We start from the raw sequence: 16,722 nt of genomic DNA, 5'->3' as shown, positions 1-16,722 counted from the left end.
ATGAACGCTGCCGTACACCCGACCGAATCCGCTGCCGCTGACGTGATCGCGCAGGTCGAAGCCCTAGGGCGTGCCGCCCGCGTGGCCTCGCGGCGCATGGCCGAGGCCGAGCCTGGTGCGAAGAACGCGGCACTGCACGCGATCGCCGAGGGTATCGCCGCGCGGCGTGCGGAGCTGGTGGAGGCCAACGGCCGCGATCTGGAGGCCGGGCGCGCGCGCGGCCTGGACACCGCGATGCTGGACCGCCTGGCGCTGACCGACGCACGCATCGACACCATGATCGAGGGCTGCCGCCAGGTGGCCGGGCTGCCCGATCCGGTGGGCACGATATCCGATATGGCCTACCAGCCGAGCGGCATCCAGGTGGGCCAGATGCGCGTGCCGCTGGGCGTGATCGGCATTATCTACGAGTCGCGTCCGAACGTGACCATCGACGCCGCCGCCCTGTGCCTGAAGTCCGGAAACGCCGCGATCCTGCGTGGCGGCTCCGAGGCCCTGCACTCCAACCAGGCCCTGGCCGCGATCATTCAGGCCGGGCTGGAGCAGGCCGGGCTGCCGCGCGAAGCGGTGCAGGTGGTGCCGACCACCGACCGCGCGGCGGTGGGCGCGCTGCTGCGCATGCCGCAGTACGTGGACGTAATCGTCCCGCGCGGCGGCAAGGGCCTGATCGAGCGTGTCAGCAACGAGTCGCAGATCCCGGTGATCAAGCACCTGGACGGCGTCTGCCACGTGTACGTGGATGGCGGGGCCGATCTCGACAAGGCGCTGGCCGTGGCGGTGAACGCCAAGACCCAGCGCTACGGCACCTGCAACACCATGGAGACGCTGCTGGTGCACGCCGACCAGGCCGAGGCCTTCCTGCCGCGCCTGGCCATGGCGCTGGGCGAGCACCAGGTGAGCCTGCGTGGCTGTGCCCGAACCCGCGCCATCCTCGCTGACAGCGGGGCGGATATCGTCGAGGCCACCGAGGACGACTGGGTGGCCGAATACCTGGGACCGATCCTCGCGATCCGTGTGGTCGACGACCTGGACGCGGCGATCGACCACATCAACACTTATGGTTCGCACCATACCGACAGCATCGTGACCGAGGACTACACCCGGGCCCGGCGCTTCCTGCGCGCGGTGGACTCCAGCTCGGTGATGGTGAACGCCTCCACCCGCTTCGCCGATGGCTTCGAGTACGGCCTGGGCGCGGAGATCGGTATCTCCACCGACAAGCTGCACGCGCGCGGTCCGGTGGGCCTGCACGGCCTGACTACCCTCAAGTACGTGGTGTTCGGCGACGGTCATGTGCGTAGCTAGGAGCCTGCCGGGTTTGGGAGTGATCTTCTGCGCGCGATTGAACCAGCGTCTCCCTGGAGCGATTCCCGCGTGATCGGGATTCTCGGCGGCACCTTCGACCCGATCCACTTCGGCCACCTGCGGCCCGCGCTGGAGATCCAGCAGCACCTGGGGCTGGAGCGGGTACATTTCATCCCCTGTCATGTCCCGCCACACCGCGCGAGCCCGGGCACCGGCAGCGACGACCGCCTGGCAATGGTGGAACGGGCGATCCGCGATGTGCCGGGCTTCGTGGCCGACCGCCGCGAGCTGGACCGCGAAGGGCCCTCCTACACGGTCGATACCCTGCTCAGCTTCCGCGAAGAGCTGGGGCCGGAGGCCCCGCTGGTGCTGATCATGGGCATGGACGCCTTCGCCGGCCTGCCGTCGTGGAACCGCTGGGAACAGCTGTTCGAACTCGCGCATATGGTGGTCTCGCACCGGCCAGGCAGTCCGGCCTCGCAGGAGCTGGGCGGCTGGCTGGGCAATGCAGCCACGCATGACCCGGCTACACTGCGCTCCAGCCCGGCGGGCCGGGTGTATTTCCAGGCGGTGACCCAGCTTGATATCTCCGCCACGGCCATACGCGACGAACTGCTTGCCGGGGGCAGCCCGCGCTTTCTGCTCCCCGAGGCCGTCAACCGCTACATTCAGGACCACGGCCTGTACCGGGCCGGGGCCCAACGACATCACGGAACTTGATCGACACATGAACAGTGAACAACTGCTTGAACTCGTGACCACCGCGCTGGAAGACATCAAGGCGCAGAACATCCGCACCCTTGATGTGCGTGGCAAGACCACACTGGCCGACTTCATGGTGATCGCCTCCGGGACCTCCGGGCGGCATGTGCAGTCGGCGGCCGAATCGGTCGCGCTCGAGGCGAAGAAGGCCGGCATCCAGCCGCTGGGGGTCGAGGGCCAGGAGAGCCAGGAGTGGGTGCTGGTGGACCTGAATGACGTGATCGTCCACGTGATGCTCCCGGAGACCCGCGACTTCTACAACCTGGAAAAGCTCTGGCTGGCCGAGGAGGCCGCGGATGCCGAAAAGGCCGCCCCGGAAGACCCCAGCCTGGAGCGCGTCCGCCGCCTGCGCGGCTGACCGCCGCGCGCCGCCATGCGCCTGGACCTGATCGCGATCGGCAAGCGCATGCCCGACTGGGTGGCCGCCGGGTTCGACGAGTACGCCGGACGCCTGCCGCGCGAGCTGAACCTGAACCTGCAGGCCCTGGCCGGCCCGTCCGGGGCCAAGTCCATGGATACGGCTACGCTGCTACGGCGCGAGGGCGAGATCCTGCTGAAGGCGATTCCCGATGGCGCCCGCGTGATCCTGCTGGACGAGCGCGGCAAGGGCGTGGACACGAAGGGCGTCGCGCGGCGCCTGGCGGATTGGCAGCAGGACGGGCGCGATGTCGCACTGGTGATCGGCGGGGCCGCCGGCCTCGATGACACCGTGCGTGCCCGCGCGGAATGGGCCTGGTCGTTGTCGCCGCTGACCTTCCCGCACATGCTGGTGCGGGTGCTGGTCGCCGAGCAGCTCTACCGTGCCTGGTCGCTGCTGAACAACCACCCCTACCATCGCGCGTGATGCCCGTGGCGCATCCGCTGTTGCTGGCCTCCGCCTCCCCGCGCCGCCGCGAACTGCTGGAGCAGATCCAGCTCGTCTTCGAGGTGGCCCCGATGGACTTGGACGAGGCCGCACTACCGGGCGAGCCACCGGAGGCGTTGGTCGAGCGCCTCGCGATCGCCAAGGCGGAGGCAGCCCTCGAACGCGGCATCCCGGGGCAGTGGGTGCTGGCCGCGGATACGGTGGTCGCTGTGGGCGGCGAGGCCATGGGAAAGCCCGTAGATTTCGCCGACGCCGAGGCTATGCTGCAACGCCTCTCCGGCGGGGAGCACCAGGTGGTGTCCGGCATGGCCCTTTGTCGGCCCGGTGAATCCATGCGGGCATGCACTGTTACGACCCGCGTGCGCATGCGGCCGCTGATGCCATCCGACATCGAGCACTACTGGGCGACGGGCGAGCCGCGCGGCAAGGCCGGGGCCTATGCGATCCAGGGGCGCGGTGCTGCCTTTGTCGAGTGGATCGCCGGTTCCTATACCAACGTGGTGGGGCTTCCGCTGTTCGAGCTGGAGCAATGGCTGGCGGAGATCCCCGACCCGCCGCCACGCAGCGCCTGATACGTCCCTCTCACTCGATCCCGAGCTTCTTGAGCCGGTAGCGCAGCTGGCGAAAACTGAGCCCGAGCAGGCGTGCCGCGGCCGTACGGTTGCCGCCGGTCTGCTGCAACGCCGTCGCGATGGCCTGGCGTTCCTGCTCGGCCAGGCGCTGGTCCAGGGCGACGTCGTCCGCTGAGGCGGTTGGTATCTCGCGCTGTGGCGCGGGTGGCACAAAGCCCGGGGCCTCGGCCGATGGCATGGGTTCGCCATGCGTAGAACGGGGCAGGTCGATGCTGTCGGCGTGGATCGTGGGGCCCTCGCTGAGGGTGGCGGCGCGTTCGAGGATGTTCTCCAGTTCGCGGACGTTCCCCGGGAATGGATGCCGGGCGAGGGTCTCGAGGGCGTCTGGCGCCAGTTCCAGCGGTTCGGTACCCCACTGCTCGCTGATCCGGGTCAGTACGCACTGGGCGAGCACGGGGATGTCCTCGCGTCGTTCGCGTAGCGCAGGGACCTTCAGCTCGATCACGTTCAGGCGGTAATAGAGGTCCTGGCGGAAGCGCGCCTCGGCCACCGCGCGTTCCAGGTCGTGGTGCGTGGCCGATAGCAGGCGCACGTCCACCGGGATCTCGCGCGTGCCCCCCACGGGCTTGATCGCGCGCTCCTGGATCGCGCGCAGCAGCTTGACCTGCATGGGCAGCGGCAGGTCGGCGACCTCGTCGAGAAACAGCGTGCCACCGCTGGCCGCCTGGAACAGCCCGGTGTGATCCTGCGTGGCCCCGGTGAAGGCCCCCTTGCGGTGGCCGAAGAACTCGCTCTCCATCAGCTCGCTCGGGATCGCCCCGCAATTGACCGGCACGAACGGGCGGTCACTACGCGGCCCCAGGCGATGGATCTCGCGCGCCACCAGCTCCTTGCCGGAGCCGGATTCGCCGCGGATGAACACCGGTGCCTGGCTGCGTGCCAGTTTGTGGATCGTCGCGCGCAGGACCTGCATCGGCGGTGCCTGTCCGAGCAGCGGGCTGTCGATGTGGGTGGTTTCGGCGTCCGGGACCGTGTCGGCATTCAGCGCGCCGGGCAGGTCGGGGGCGGGTTCCAGCCGCAGCGCGGTGTCGATCAGTTCGCGCAGTTGCTGCAGGTCCACGGGCTTGCTGACAAAGTCGAATGCGCCGAGCTTCAGGGCCTGGACCGCGGTGTCCACGCTCCCGTGGGCGGTGATCACGGCTACCGGAAGATCCGGACGTTGCCCCTGGATGTGGCGCACCAGATCCAGCCCGTCGCCATCGGGCAGACGCATGTCGGTCAGGCAGAGGTCAAAGTCCTGCCGCGCGATCAGTTCGCGCGCCCCGGTCAGGCGTTCCGTCGTGGTGGCCTCGATCCCCATGCGGGACAGTGTGATCTCGAGGAGTTCGCAGATGTCCGGCTCGTCGTCCACGACCAGGACGTGGCGAATGCTCATGCGCGTTCCCTCGCGGGCTCCGTCGACGACGCTTTCGTGTCCGCCTCGCCCGTGTCGACATCCGTCGGGGCGAACAGGATGCGGAAGCATCCGCCGGTGGGTGTGCTGACATACTCCAGGGTTGCCCCGTTGTTCTCGCACAACATGCGCGAGATGTACAGGCCCAGTCCGGTCCCTCCGCGGTTGCCCGAGACAAACGGCTCGAAAAGGTCGGAGCGTTGTTCGGGGGCAATGCCGGGGCCGGCGTCGAGGACATCGAGGCTGACCACGCGGGCGACCTGACCCGCCCCGCCACGCAGCACGATCGGTGGTGCGCCCGGTTGGTCGTGTCCCCCGTGCACGCGTGCATTGGTGCACAGATTCCACAGGACCTGGTTCAGCTGCGACGGATCGAACAGCACTTCGGAATCATATGGCTCGACCTTGGCGTGCAGCGCGACGCGAGGGATCTGCATCGCGCCGCAGAACTCGTCGACAAAGCGGTCGAGGAATTCCTGCAGGTTCAGGCGTTCACGTTGTCCGGTATCGCGTCGCGACAGGCTCAGCACATTGGAGATCAGTTCGTTCACGCGCTTGCTCTGCTTGTTGATGATGGTCAGCAGACGCTGGTCGGCCCTGGTCAGTTGTGGAGACTCGGCGAGCAGTTGGGCGCTGTGGCTGATTGCGCCCAGCGGGTTGCGGATCTCGTGGGCGATGCTCGCGGTCAGGCGACCCAGCGCCTGCAGCTTGCTAGCCTGCGCCTGGCGCTGGATCTCGGCCAGATCCTCGAGGATCAGTAGTGTCCCGCGGTCGCCCAACGGGGTCAGACGGACCTGCAGGGCGGGCTGGTCGCGATCGCCCGGCAACTGGTGTGTGTCGGTGCGCATGCCCGCGTTCTGCCATTGATCGACCAGCTGGGCCAGCGAGGGCGAGATTGCGGACAGCTGGCGCCCGGGGCGGGGCGGGAGCAGGCGGCGTGCGGCTTCGTTGATCGAACGGATGTTGCCATCCGGGGCGACGGCAATGACCCCGGCGCTCATGCGCGCGATGATCTGGGCGTTAAGCTCGGCGAGACTGGCAAGATCTTCTTCCTGGCGTTCGACCTGGGCGCGTGTTGCACCCGCGCGGCGTGCTACATGGCGTGCCAGGAGCCCGGCAGCAAACAACGTGGCACCGAGCAGTCCGGCCTGGGTCAGGCCGGAGCCGTCCTGGACCAGCAGGACAATTGCGGCTGCTTCGGCCGTCAGCAGGCCCAGCGTGGCCACGGCCGCCAGCGACAAGCTCAGCCGTCCGCCGGAAAGCAGCGTGGCGGCGACCACTGCAGGGATCAGAAGCAGGCCAATGCCGGTGCCCACGCCACCGGCGACCAGCACCAGCGCGACCAGGCCGATGGTGTCGCCAATCCCGCCCAGCAGTGCCAGGGCCGCCAGACTGGTGGTATCGGGATCGCGGCTGGGGCGCCAGGTCATGGCCGCGACGAACAGCGCAAAGACCAGATAGCCGCCGGCGAGCGCTGGATACATTTCCGGGGCCGCGGCCTGCAGCCCCACCGGACCCTCCGGGACCAGTCCCAGGATCAGCAGGACGCTGGCAACAAAGACCCGGTAGAGCGCGAACAGCCAAGCCGAACGGCGTGTGTCGGCATCAAGCGTGATGGGGGCCCCCATGGATGCCGGCCTCCCGGCGGATCAGTCGGCGCCCGAATCGGAGCCGGGCCCGGCGTTTTGCCGTTTGCGGTCGATCTCGGCGTGTTGCGGGGAGCAGTAGAGGCGATCGCCATCGCGGTAGGCCTCGGCCTCCGGGACGTGTACGCCACAGAAGGCGCAACGAATCACTGCGCCTCCTTCCTTGAGGCGCTCGGGGCGGGCGTCGCGGGACACGGGCTCCTTGCGCGCGCCGGAGGAACGCACCAGAGTTCGGACCGCGAGAAAGATCGCGACGATGGCAACGATGAGCAGGAGCAGGCGCATGCCGCGATTCTAACGCAAGGAGATGGGTACCGCCCCCGGGCCCGCGTGGGGACGGATGATTGCGCTCAGCCGGTGTTGCGCATGCCTGCCGCAATTGCGTTGATCGAACGCAGCAGTGGCGACAGCCAGGGATTGTCCGCGTCGTCGTCGGCCTCGGCATCAAATTGGCGCGACTCGCGCAGCAGGTGGATCTGGATACTGTTGAGGGGGTCCAGATACGGGTTACGCCGTTGCAACGAGCGCGCCAGCAGCGGCGTCTCGTCCATCAGGTTGTCCAGCCGCGCAACGCGCAGCACCTCGTTAACTGTTCGCGTGTGCTCCTCGCGCACCAGTGAGTACAGGCGCTCGGCCAGCTCCGCGTCGTTGCAAAGGCGCGCGTACTCGGCGGCCGTGCGCATGTCGGCCTTGGTGAGCGCCATCTGGCAGTTCGACAGCAGAGAGCGAAAGAACGGCCATTCCTGATACATCCGCTGTAGCTGCTCCAGCCGCCCGGGATCGTTGCTGCGCCACTGTTCCAGGGCCGACCCGATCCCGTACCAGGCAGGGAGGGTGTGGCGTGACTGCGCCCAGCCGAACACCCAGGGGATCGCACGGATGGAACTCTTGGAGCGATCCGTCTTGCGCCGGTGCGAGGGACGCGAGCCGATATTCAGGAAACCGATCTCCTGTACCGGGGTGATCTCGTAGAAGTAGTCCAGGACACCCGGTGTGCGGTCGATCAGGTCGCGATAGGCATCCTCGCCCGCGCGCGCCAGCTCGTCCATGGTGGCGCGGTACTCGTCGCGATCCTGGCGGGCCGGGCGGATCAGGCTGCGCGAGGCGAGCATCAGACCGGTCGCCCCCATGCCCAGTTCGTAGACCGCCGTCTCCGCGTTGGAGTACTTGTACGACAGCACCTCGCCCTGCTCGGTGAACTTGATCCGCCCCTGCACGGTGGCCGGAGGTTGGGCGAGGATGGATTCATGCGTCGGGCCGCCGCCGCGGCCAACGGTGCCACCGCGGCCGTGGAACAGCTGGCAGCGCACGCCAAAGCGGTCGGTGATCCCGACGATCTTCTTCTGCGCCTCGTAGAGGTTCCAGCTGGAGGCGAGGATGCCTCCATCCTTGCAGGAGTCGGAGTAGCCGAGCATCACGTCCTGGACGTTGCCGGAGGCGGACAGCAGGCGGGCATACACGGGGTTGGACAGCAGGCCTTCCAGCACGTCCTCGACATGCAGCAGGTCCTCGATGGTCTCGAACAGCGGCGAGATGCGCAGGTGGCAGAACGGCTCGCCGTTCTCGTCCTCGCCGGCCAGGCCTGCCAGGCGGCCCAGCAGCAGGACCTCCAGCACATGCGAGGCGGCGTGGGTCATCGAGATCACGTAGGTGCCGATGCCGTCCGGACCGATCTCGCGGCGCATTGCATGGATGACGTCGAATACGCGCAGGGTCTCCAGCGCGCCCTCGTCCAGGGCCTCGCGATTCAGATCGGACAGCGCTGGCGCCGCGATCAGATCGCTCAGGACTTTCTGGCGGCCGGATTCGTCCAGCGTGTTGTAGTCGACCTCCGGGGCCAGTTGCTGCAGCAGCTGGGCGATGGCCTCGCTGTGGACCGTGGACTCCTGGCGTACATCCAGGTGATGCAGGTGGAAGCCGCAGGTCTCGACCAGGCGGATCAGGTCGGTCAGCGCGCCCGAGGCGATGTTGCGATCGCCATGGCTGACCAGCGAGTCGCGGATCAGGTTCAGATCCTGCAGAAACGCCTCGGCGTCGGCGTAGGCGCTGTTGGTCGGCAGCACGGCCGCCTCACCCTGGATGCGTCGGCAGACCGTCTCCAGCGTCTCGCGCAGGCGGTAGCGCATGATGTACAGCTTGCGCCGGTAGGGTTCGCTCTCGAAACGGTCGGAGGCGCCGTGGAACACCGCGTTGGCGATGTTGCTGTCGGCGTCCAGGCTGTCGAGGAATTCCTGCGACGGCTGACACATGTAGGCCGAATGGGTAAGTACATTGCGCAGGTGGTTGACCCGCTTGATGTATTCACGCAGGACCTGTTCCATCGCCAGGCGGCAGGCCAGTTCGGTGACTTCCGGGGTGACGTTCGGGTTGCCGTCGCGGTCACCGCCGATCCAGGAACCGAAGTGCAGAAAGGCCGGGATGCGCATTGGCAGACTGCCGTCGGGGTGCACGCCGTAGATGCGCCGGATCGCCTTCTCCAGGAAGCGATAGGACTGCGGTATCGCCTCGAACAGACTCTCCTCGAAGTAGAAGAGCCCGTACTTGATCTCGTCCTGGACCTGCGGCTTCTTCACTCGCACCTCGTTGGTGCGCCACAGCAGCTGGATCTGGGTTTCCAGCTCCTCGATGATCAGGCGGCGTTCCTCTTCTCCCAGCCCTGGCTGGTTGAGGCGGTCGGCCGTCTCGAACACGCGGCGCTGGTTTTCCATCGTGGTTCGGCGGCGGGCCTCGGTCGGATGCGCGGTGAATACCGGCTGGTAGTGCAGTTCCGCGAGCAGGCGCTCCAGCTCGGCGGCGGTCACGCCCTCGTCATGCAGCTCACGCAGCGTCTGATCGAAAGAGCCGGTCCACAGCGGTTCGCCACTGGAAACCTGCGCGCGGCGCCAGCGATAGAACAGGTCCTCCTCGGCGATGTTGACCAGGCTGAAGTAGATGCTGAACGCGCGGATCACGCGTTCGGTCAGGGCAGCGTCGAAATGGGTGATGTCCGCCATCAGGCGCTGGCGCAGCTGGGAATCCTCTTCCTTGCGCAGGCTCACAAAACCGCGGCGGAGTTTCTCCACGGCGTCGAACACGGTCTGGCCTTCGAGCTTGCGGATCACATTGCCCAGCAGTTCGCCGAACAGGCGCACACGGGCCCGCAGTTCCTTGTCCTTGGGCAGGAATCGGTCGTCTTGGTCGCTATGAGTCATAAGCCCTTCTGCAAGCACAAGGCCGGCGCTGGGCCGGCCTTGTGGGGATCGTTGCATTCACTGCGTGCGCGAAACGGTCACGGATTATAGCGCAGATCAGGCTGTTGCAGTCTGTCGCTTGCGGGGCGCCAGCTGGCGATACAGGGAGAGGTAGTGTTCGGCGCTGGTGGACCAGTCGAACTCCTGGCCCATACCGGTGCGCAGGAGCTGTTCCCAGCGCCCGTCGGCGCGCCTGTGGTAGAGGTCCAGGGCGCTTTCCAGGGCCTGCGTCAGCGCGCTGACCGTGTCGGGCGTGAAACTGAATCCGTTGGCGGTGCCGTCGGCCAGGTGTTCGGGGGTGGCGTCGACGACGGTATCCGCCAGCCCACCCGTGGCATGTACCACCGGCGGTGTGCCGTAGCGCAGGCTGTACATCTGGTTCAGGCCGCAGGGCTCGAAGCGAGAGGGCATCAGGAACAGGTCGGCCCCGGCCTCGATCTGGTGCGCCAGCGGCTCGTCGTAGCCGATGTGCACCCCGACGCGGCCGGTGTAGGTCCGCGCCAGGGCGCCGGTCGCGTGTTCCAGGTCCTTCTGTCCGGAACCGACCAGGGCGAGTTGCACGCGTCCGGACTCCAGCAAGGGGGTGCAGGCCGCATGGATCAGGTCCACGCCCTTTTGTTCGACCATGCGGCCGACATGACCGAGGAGCGGTACGTCGGGATCGACCTCCAGTCCCATGCGTTTTTGCAGGGCGGCCTTGTTCTCGGCCTTGCCTGACAGGTCCTCCGCCGAGTAGGTCCGGGCGATGTGGCGATCGCGGGAGGGATCCCAGGCACGGTAGTCCACCCCGTTCAGGATGCCGTAGAGGTCCTTGGTGCGGGCGCGCAGCACGCCATCCAGGCCCATGCCCGATTCCGGCTCCTGGATCTCCCGGGCGTAGGTGGGCGAGACCGTGGTGATGGCGTCGGCGAAGACCAGCCCGGCCTTCATGAAGGACAGGTGGTCGTGAAACTCCAGGGCGTCCGGGGTCCACAGATCGGACGGCAGGCCCAGATCGTCCATCGCCTTCGCCGGGAACAGCCCCTGATAGGCGAGGTTGTGGATCGTGAAGATCGTGCGCGGGCGCGGGAGACCGCTGCGCTCGGGGTCCAGGAATACGGGAACGAGACCGGTCTGCCAGTCGTTCAGGTGCACGAGTTCCGGTGCCCAGTCGAGCCCGGCCTTGTCGCGGGCAATCGCCGTGATCGCCCGCGCGAACCCGGCGAAACGCTGGGCGTTGTCCGGCCAGTCCATGCCATTGCTGGCGCTGTAGGGGTTGCCGGCCCGCTGGAAGTACTCCGGCCAGTCGACCAGGTAGACCGGCAGTTTGGTGCCGGGCAGGTGGCCTTCGATCAACTGCCAGGGCGCATCCGGGGGGCCGGGCAAGGGTTGCGCGTGGGCCAGCTGGCTGCAGGCCTCCGGATAGCCGGGCACGACCAGCCGTACGTCCTGCCGACGACGGCGCAGGGCAACGGGCAGGCTGGCGCTGACGTCGGCGAGGCCCCCGGTCTTGGTCAGGCCGTACGCCTCGCTGCTGGCAAAAAGGATGCGCATAACAATTCCCTGGGGAAACACTGGTGGAACCGGGAGCCCCGGTTGCGTTTCCAAGAGTGTAACTCAGGCGCCCGGAGCGATATGGAACGGGACGACATGGAACGCCGGGGCATTGAACGGTTGGACGGAGCGCTGCAATCTGGAGTCACCATCGCGAGGGGCACACGGATGATCTCAGGGAACGAACCGGCACGGAATGATGATCTGGCTGCACATAGAGCGCGGCTGAACGAGCGTCCCCTGCGAAACTTGTTGGAAGAGGACCCGGGCCGGGTGCAGCGGGATGTGCAGGAGATCGCGGGGCTGCGCCTGGACTGGACGCGCCAGCGGCTGGACGGCCCGGGCTGGCAGGCCCTGACGGCGCATGCGGAGCATTGCGGTGTGGCCGGGGCGCTGGAGCGCTTGTTCGCGGGCGAGCGTGTGAACATCACCGAGGACCGAGCGGCCCTGCACTCGGCGCTGCGCCTGCCGCCCGGCACGCGCTGCGAGGTCGCAGGCGAGGACCTGGCCGGGCCGGTGCACGCGGAACTCGAGCGCATGGAGGCCTTCGTGCGCCGGGTTCACGCGGGCGAACATACGGGCCATACGGGCCGACCGATCCGGCGGGTGATCAATATCGGCATTGGCGGCTCCGACCTGGGCCCGCGCATGGTCTGCCGTGCCCTGGCCGCACATGCCCGGCCGACCGCCGAGGGCGATCCGCTGACCGTGCGCTTTGTCTCCAACGTGGATGGTGCCGCGCTGTCCACCGAACTGCGCGAGGCCGACCCCGAGACGACCCTGTTCATCGTCGCCTCCAAGACCTTCGGCACGCAGGAGACCCTGACCAACGCCCGCGCCGCGCGCGACTGGCTGCTTGGCCACTTTCCCGCGGAGGCGGTTGCCCGCCATTTCGTCGCGGTGTCCACCGCGCGCGAGCGGGTGGTGGAGTTCGGGATCGACCCGGCCAACATGTTCGGCTTCTGGGACTGGGTCGGCGGGCGTTATTCGGTGTGGTCGGTGATCGGTCTGCCGGTGGCGTTACTTTTGGGCATGGATGGCTTCCGCGCCTTCCTTGGCGGGGCGCACATGATGGACGAGCACGTGCGCGGCACGACCCTCGCCGACAATGCCGCCGTACGCATGGCCCTGGTCGACTACTGGAACCAGAATCTGCTGGGGGGCTGCGCCCGCGCGGTCCTGCCCTATGACGAACGTCTGGCCCTGCTGCCCGCCTATCTGCAGCAGGCGGAGATGGAGAGTCTCGGCAAGCAGGTGCGGCTGGATGGCCGCCCGGTGGACGAGGATACCGGCAGCATCGTCTGGGGGGCCGTCGGCACCGATGGCCAGCACGCGTTCTTCCAGCTGCTGCATCAGGGCACGCGGGTGATCCCGGCGGAATTCATCGGCGTGGCCCGGCCGGAGCACGACCTTCCGGCCCAGCACCCGCTGCTGCTGGCGAATCTAGTGGCGCAGGCGCAGGCCCTGGCGCTGGGCAAGGACGAAGGGACGGTGCGCGCGGAGATGGCTGCGGCCGGTATCGCGCCCGAGCAGATCGATGCCCTGGCCCCGCACCGCACCTTCCCGGGCAACCGGCCCAGCACCGTAATCCTGCTGGAGCAGCTCGATCCGGCCACGCTGGGGGCCCTGATCGCGCTGTACGAGCACAAAATCTATGTGCTCGCGACGCTCTGGGGCATCAATGCTTTCGACCAGTGGGGTGTGGAGCTTGGCAAGCAGCTGGCCGGCGAGGCTCTGCAGGCCCTGCGCGGCGAGGGTGGACAGCCGGATGCGGCCACGGCCGCGACGCTGGACTGGCTGCGCCCGCGGCTGCCGACTGCCGACTGAGTCCGTTCCTGGTCCGATCCGCTACACGGCCAGGGCGTCGTCCGATTCCTCGATCTGCGGGACGTCGGTGGGCAGGGTGATGGTCTGTTCCTCGCCGTCCAGCCAGAAGCGGATCTCCGCCTCTTCGCCATCCGGGGTCTCGGAGACTGCATCCAGGAACTCGATCGGGGTCTCGGGAGTTTGCCCGTTCACCTCCAGGATCAGCGCGCCCTGCGCCAGGCCGGCGGCTGCGGCCGCGCCCTCAGCGCGGCTCACCAGCACGCCGGGTTCGTCCGGCAGTTCCAGCGCCTCGCGCAGGTCGTCGCGCACCGCGATTACGGTGATGCCGAGCGCGGTCACCACCTCGTCGTCGCCGGGCGGGCTGTATTCGAACGGCACATCGGCCTCGAGGACGTCGGGCGAGACCGCAATCGTGGCGCCGGTGCGCACAGCCAGAGCCAGACCGTCGCTGGGGCGGGTGTCGATGTAGCGCGGCTCGTCCTCGCCCTCCACGCGCAGCTCCAGCCAGCCGAGGTACGTGCCGTCGACCAGGCCGTCGACGATCACGCGTTCCAGAGTTGCATCCAGTTCGTCCAGTAGGTTGATCATCAAGTCGTGCGTCTGGGGGCGCGACAGCTGAACGTCGTGCATCGCCAGCAGGATGGACTGCGCTTGATCGGGGCCAATCACGATCGGGACCACCTCGCGGGAGTCGGGGTCGCGTAAAAGGGCGATCGGGGCGCCGGTCTGGGCATCCATGCCAACGGTTGCCAGTTCCACCGGTAGCACGCGCTCCAGCGCCTCCGGGTCGACTTCGCGGGCGAGGGCGTCACTGGCGGCGAGCACCAGGGTGAGTGCCAGGACCAGGGGCCAGGCAAACCGGTGGCGATGCGACATGGGGTGGGCCTGTGTTCGGGGTGTCCCTCGATCATGGCAGTCCGCTCCAGGTGCGTCCAGAATGACCCGAATTCAGGTGCAGGAGAGATTATGTCGCGCCACAAGCCCCACGCCTCGGCCGCGGAGGAGAATCGCGACCCCATCCTGTCCGTGCTGCGCGAGCGTTTTGCCGCACCCGGCCGGGTATTGGAGGTCGGGGCGGGCACGGGACAGCACGCGGTGTATTTCGCCGGTGCCCTGCCACACCTCGACTGGCTTCCGAGCGATGTTGCGGAGAATCTCCCGGGGGTGGAGGCCTGGCGCAGGGACGCGGCGCTGCCGAACCTGCGGGCAGCGGTGGCGCTGGACGTGCTGAGCGACCCCTGGCCCGAGGGGCCGTTCGACTATGTCTACAGCGCGAATACCGTGCACATCATGCGCTGGCTGGCGGTCGAGGCCTTTTTCGCGGGTGTGGGGCGGGTGCTGGCACCGGGCGGGTTATTCGCGCTGTACGGCCCGTTCGCACATGACGGCGCGCACACGGCGCCGTCGAATGCGCGCTTCGACGCGATGCTGCGTCAGCAGAAACTGGGCATGGGTGTGCGCGACCGCGCCGATCTGGACGCGCTGGCCGGGCAGCATGGACTTGGCCGGGCCGAGGTGGTGGAGATGCCGGTCAACAATCAGGTGCTGATCTGGCACAAGGCCTGAAGAGTCCGTGTTTCCCTGGCGTGGTGCGTGTCAGATGTTGTGGTGCTCAAGCGGGTAGCCGCGTTCCTTGAAGTAGCGATAGCGGGCGCGGCCCGCCTCGCGTTCCGATTCCTCCCCACCGACGATATCCGCGACGCGCTTGAAGCGTCCACAGTATTCCGGCACCTCCGGCGCCAGGTTGATCAGCACGTCGCAGCGATCCGACGGGGCGTGGGCCTCGTGCAGGGAGACCGGGACGTCCGCATCGCGTACGTCGGTGCTGTGCGGCAGGAAGGCGGTGTCCTCGAAGGTCCACAGCCACTCGTCCAGGGTCCGCGTCAGCTCCGGCGAGCCGGTGTGGATGTGCACGCGATGGCCCTGGCCGCTGGCCTTCTTCGCCAGGCGGCAGGTGAAGCGCAGGCGTGCCTCCGGGGCCGGGTCCTGCAGCAGGTAGAAGCTGACGTGGGTCATCCGCGCCCGACCCGGGTCAGGCCTGGTCGAGCAGGTAGCGCATCAGCATCGGCACCGGGCGGCCGGTCGCGCCCTTTTCCTTGCCGCTCTTCCAGGCCACGCCGGCGATGTCGACATGCGCCCAGGTGTAGTCCTCGGTATAGCGCGACAGGAAGCAGGCGGCGGTGATCGTGCCGGCCGGGCGCCCGCCGATATTGGCCATGTCGGCGAAATTGCTCTTCAGCTGTTCCTGATACTCCGGCCACAGGGGGAGCTGCCAGCCACGGTCACCGGTCTCCTCGCCGGCAGCCAGCAGGCTCTTCGCCAGGCGCTCGTTGTTGCCCAGGATCGCCGCACCCTGATGGCCCAGTGCGACGATGCAGGCCCCGGTCAGGGTGGCGATATCGATCACTGCCTTTGGTTTGTAGCGCTCGACCCAGGTCAGCGCATCGGCCAGCACCAGGCGGCCTTCGGCGTCGGTGTTCAGGATCTCTACCGTCTGCCCGGACAGCGTGGTGACGATGTCGCCGGGGCGGGTCGCGCGGCCGTCGGGCATGTTCTCGGCACTGGTGACCACGCCGACCACGTTAATCGGCAGCCCCAGTTCGCAGCAGGCCTCGATGACCCCGAACACGCTGGCGGCCCCGCACATGTCGTACTTCATCTCGTCCATCTCGGCGCCGGGCTTCAGCGAGATCCCGCCGGTGTCGAAGGTGATGCCCTTGCCGACCAGCACCACCGGGGCGTCGCCCTTCTTGCCGCCGGAGTATTCCATCGCGATCAGGCGCGGCGGGCGCTCGGAACCCTTGCCTACCGCCAGGATGGCCCCGGCGCCGAGCTTCTCCAGGTCCTTCTCGTCCAGCACCGTGGCCTTCAGCTTCTTGTGCTGTTTCGCCATCTCGCGGGCGGTGTCGGCCAGGCTCTCCGGGTAGCAGACATTCGGCGGGGTGTTGCCCAGGTCCTTCGCGCGGTTCACGCCGGTGGCGATCGCCGCGGCCTCGGTGCAGGCCTTCTTCGCGGCCTCGGCGTCCTTGCGCTCTACGCACAGCTGGATTTTGTCCAGCTTCACCGGGGTGGTCTTCTCCTTGCCCTTGAACGGGGTGAAGCGGTAGGCGGCATCCGAGATCGCCGCGACCAGGGTGTGCACCACCCAGGCGATGTCCTTGCCGCGCGGCTGGAAGTCGGCGACCGCGATCGCGGCGCTGGTGGCCGGGCGCTCGACCAGTGCGGCGGCCAGGGCCTGCGCCGCCTTGCGCGCGGCACGGGCGTCGAAGTCCTTCTTCGCCCCCAGGCCGATCAGGAGTGCGCTACCCTTCCCTTGATTGCCTGGGCTGCCACCGCCGGGCAGCAACAGCCGGCTGCCGGCCTCGCCATCCATCTCGCCGGCCTTCAGCAGGGCCGCGATCTCGCCGTCGCGCGCGGCATCCAGGGCGCTGGCGCCCGCGGCCGGCTTGCGCTTGTGGGCGATCCCGGCGGCGCGGATGCCGACGCGGGGTTTGTCGAGGGTCGAGGTGGTGACGGAGAATTGCATCAA

At 67.9% G+C, this 16,722-nt stretch carries 15 protein-coding genes; 7 read left to right on the top strand and 8 right to left on the bottom strand.

Going from position 1 to position 16,722, the window contains the following annotated elements; translation table 11 throughout:
• From C935_RS0108550 to C935_RS0108530, 5 genes are all read left to right on the top strand, one after another.
• On the top strand, positions 1-1,305 hold the full coding sequence (locus C935_RS0108550; protein ID WP_018862096.1) for a glutamate-5-semialdehyde dehydrogenase: 1,305 nt from the start codon (positions 1-3) through the stop codon (positions 1,303-1,305).
• 69 nt (positions 1,306-1,374) lie between these two features.
• The gene (nadD, locus tag C935_RS0108545; protein ID WP_018862095.1) at positions 1,375-2,025 is read left to right on the top strand and encodes a nicotinate-nucleotide adenylyltransferase; all 651 of its coding nucleotides are present in this window, start codon (positions 1,375-1,377) and stop codon (positions 2,023-2,025) included.
• A gap of 7 nt (positions 2,026-2,032) precedes the next feature.
• Positions 2,033-2,425, top strand: a complete 393-nt coding sequence (gene rsfS, locus C935_RS0108540; RefSeq protein ID WP_018862094.1) for a ribosome silencing factor — start codon at positions 2,033-2,035, stop codon at positions 2,423-2,425.
• Positions 2,426-2,440: 15 nt separating this feature from the next.
• Positions 2,441-2,911, top strand: a complete 471-nt coding sequence (rlmH, locus tag C935_RS0108535) for a 23S rRNA (pseudouridine(1915)-N(3))-methyltransferase RlmH (RefSeq protein ID WP_018862093.1) — start codon at positions 2,441-2,443, stop codon at positions 2,909-2,911.
• On the top strand, positions 2,911-3,504 hold the full coding sequence (locus tag C935_RS0108530) for a nucleoside triphosphate pyrophosphatase (protein WP_018862092.1): 594 nt from the start codon (positions 2,911-2,913) through the stop codon (positions 3,502-3,504). The genes rlmH and C935_RS0108530 overlap by 1 nt, the downstream gene beginning before the upstream one ends.
• A 10-nt stretch (positions 3,505-3,514) precedes the next feature.
• On the opposite strand, the gene C935_RS0108525 is transcribed toward C935_RS0108530, so the two are convergent.
• The 5 genes from C935_RS0108525 to glgA form a co-directional block, all read right to left on the bottom strand.
• Positions 3,515-4,939: a sigma-54 dependent transcriptional regulator gene (locus C935_RS0108525; protein WP_018862091.1), complete on the bottom strand. Its 1,425-nt coding sequence runs from the start codon at positions 4,937-4,939 to the stop codon at positions 3,515-3,517.
• Positions 4,936-6,585, bottom strand: a complete 1,650-nt coding sequence (locus C935_RS0108520) for a PAS domain-containing sensor histidine kinase (protein ID WP_018862090.1) — start codon at positions 6,583-6,585, stop codon at positions 4,936-4,938. Before C935_RS0108520 ends, C935_RS0108525 begins: the two co-directional genes overlap by 4 nt.
• 21 nt (positions 6,586-6,606) lie before the next feature.
• Complete coding sequence (locus tag C935_RS0108515; protein WP_018862089.1) at positions 6,607-6,888, bottom strand: PP0621 family protein; 282 nt, start codon at positions 6,886-6,888, stop codon at positions 6,607-6,609.
• 65 nt (positions 6,889-6,953) lie between these two features.
• Entirely contained in the window at positions 6,954-9,794 is a 2,841-nt protein-coding gene (ppc, locus tag C935_RS0108510; RefSeq protein ID WP_018862088.1) for a phosphoenolpyruvate carboxylase, read from the bottom strand.
• A gap of 96 nt (positions 9,795-9,890) precedes the next feature.
• The gene (glgA, locus tag C935_RS0108505; RefSeq protein WP_018862087.1) at positions 9,891-11,366 is read right to left on the bottom strand and encodes a glycogen synthase GlgA; all 1,476 of its coding nucleotides are present in this window, start codon (positions 11,364-11,366) and stop codon (positions 9,891-9,893) included.
• 168 nt (positions 11,367-11,534) lie between these two features.
• Between glgA and pgi the strand changes: the two genes are divergently transcribed.
• Positions 11,535-13,193 (top strand): glucose-6-phosphate isomerase, encoded by a 1,659-nt coding sequence (gene pgi / locus C935_RS0108500; protein ID WP_026278734.1) that lies wholly within the window; start codon positions 11,535-11,537, stop codon positions 13,191-13,193.
• 21 nt (positions 13,194-13,214) lie between these two features.
• On the opposite strand, the gene C935_RS0108495 is transcribed toward pgi, so the two are convergent.
• A complete protein-coding gene (locus C935_RS0108495) occupies positions 13,215-14,069 on the bottom strand; it encodes a bifunctional nuclease domain-containing protein (protein WP_018862085.1) in 855 nt (284 codons plus the stop codon).
• A gap of 90 nt (positions 14,070-14,159) precedes the next feature.
• On the opposite strand from C935_RS0108495, the gene C935_RS0108490 reads away from it, so the two are divergent.
• Positions 14,160-14,759, top strand: coding sequence for a DUF938 domain-containing protein (locus C935_RS0108490; protein ID WP_018862084.1), 600 nt, complete (start codon positions 14,160-14,162; stop codon positions 14,757-14,759).
• A gap of 30 nt (positions 14,760-14,789) precedes the next feature.
• Here C935_RS0108490 and C935_RS0108485 read toward each other — a convergent pair whose 3' ends face one another.
• Positions 14,790-15,209: a DNA polymerase III subunit chi gene (locus C935_RS0108485; protein ID WP_018862083.1), complete on the bottom strand. Its 420-nt coding sequence runs from the start codon at positions 15,207-15,209 to the stop codon at positions 14,790-14,792.
• A gap of 16 nt (positions 15,210-15,225) precedes the next feature.
• Positions 15,226-16,719 carry a leucyl aminopeptidase gene (locus C935_RS0108480; protein WP_018862082.1) on the bottom strand — a complete coding sequence of 498 codons (1,494 nt, stop codon included), beginning with the start codon at positions 16,717-16,719 and terminating at the stop codon, positions 15,226-15,228.
• Between the last annotated feature and the right edge of the window lie 3 nt (positions 16,720-16,722).

The organism is Thioalkalivibrio sp. ALJ3 (assembly GCF_000377205.1).
GTDB lineage: Bacteria > Pseudomonadota > Gammaproteobacteria > Ectothiorhodospirales > Ectothiorhodospiraceae > Thioalkalivibrio.
The sequence above is the reverse complement of the archived record's forward strand: the minus strand, read 5'-3'. Positions and strand labels throughout refer to the sequence as shown.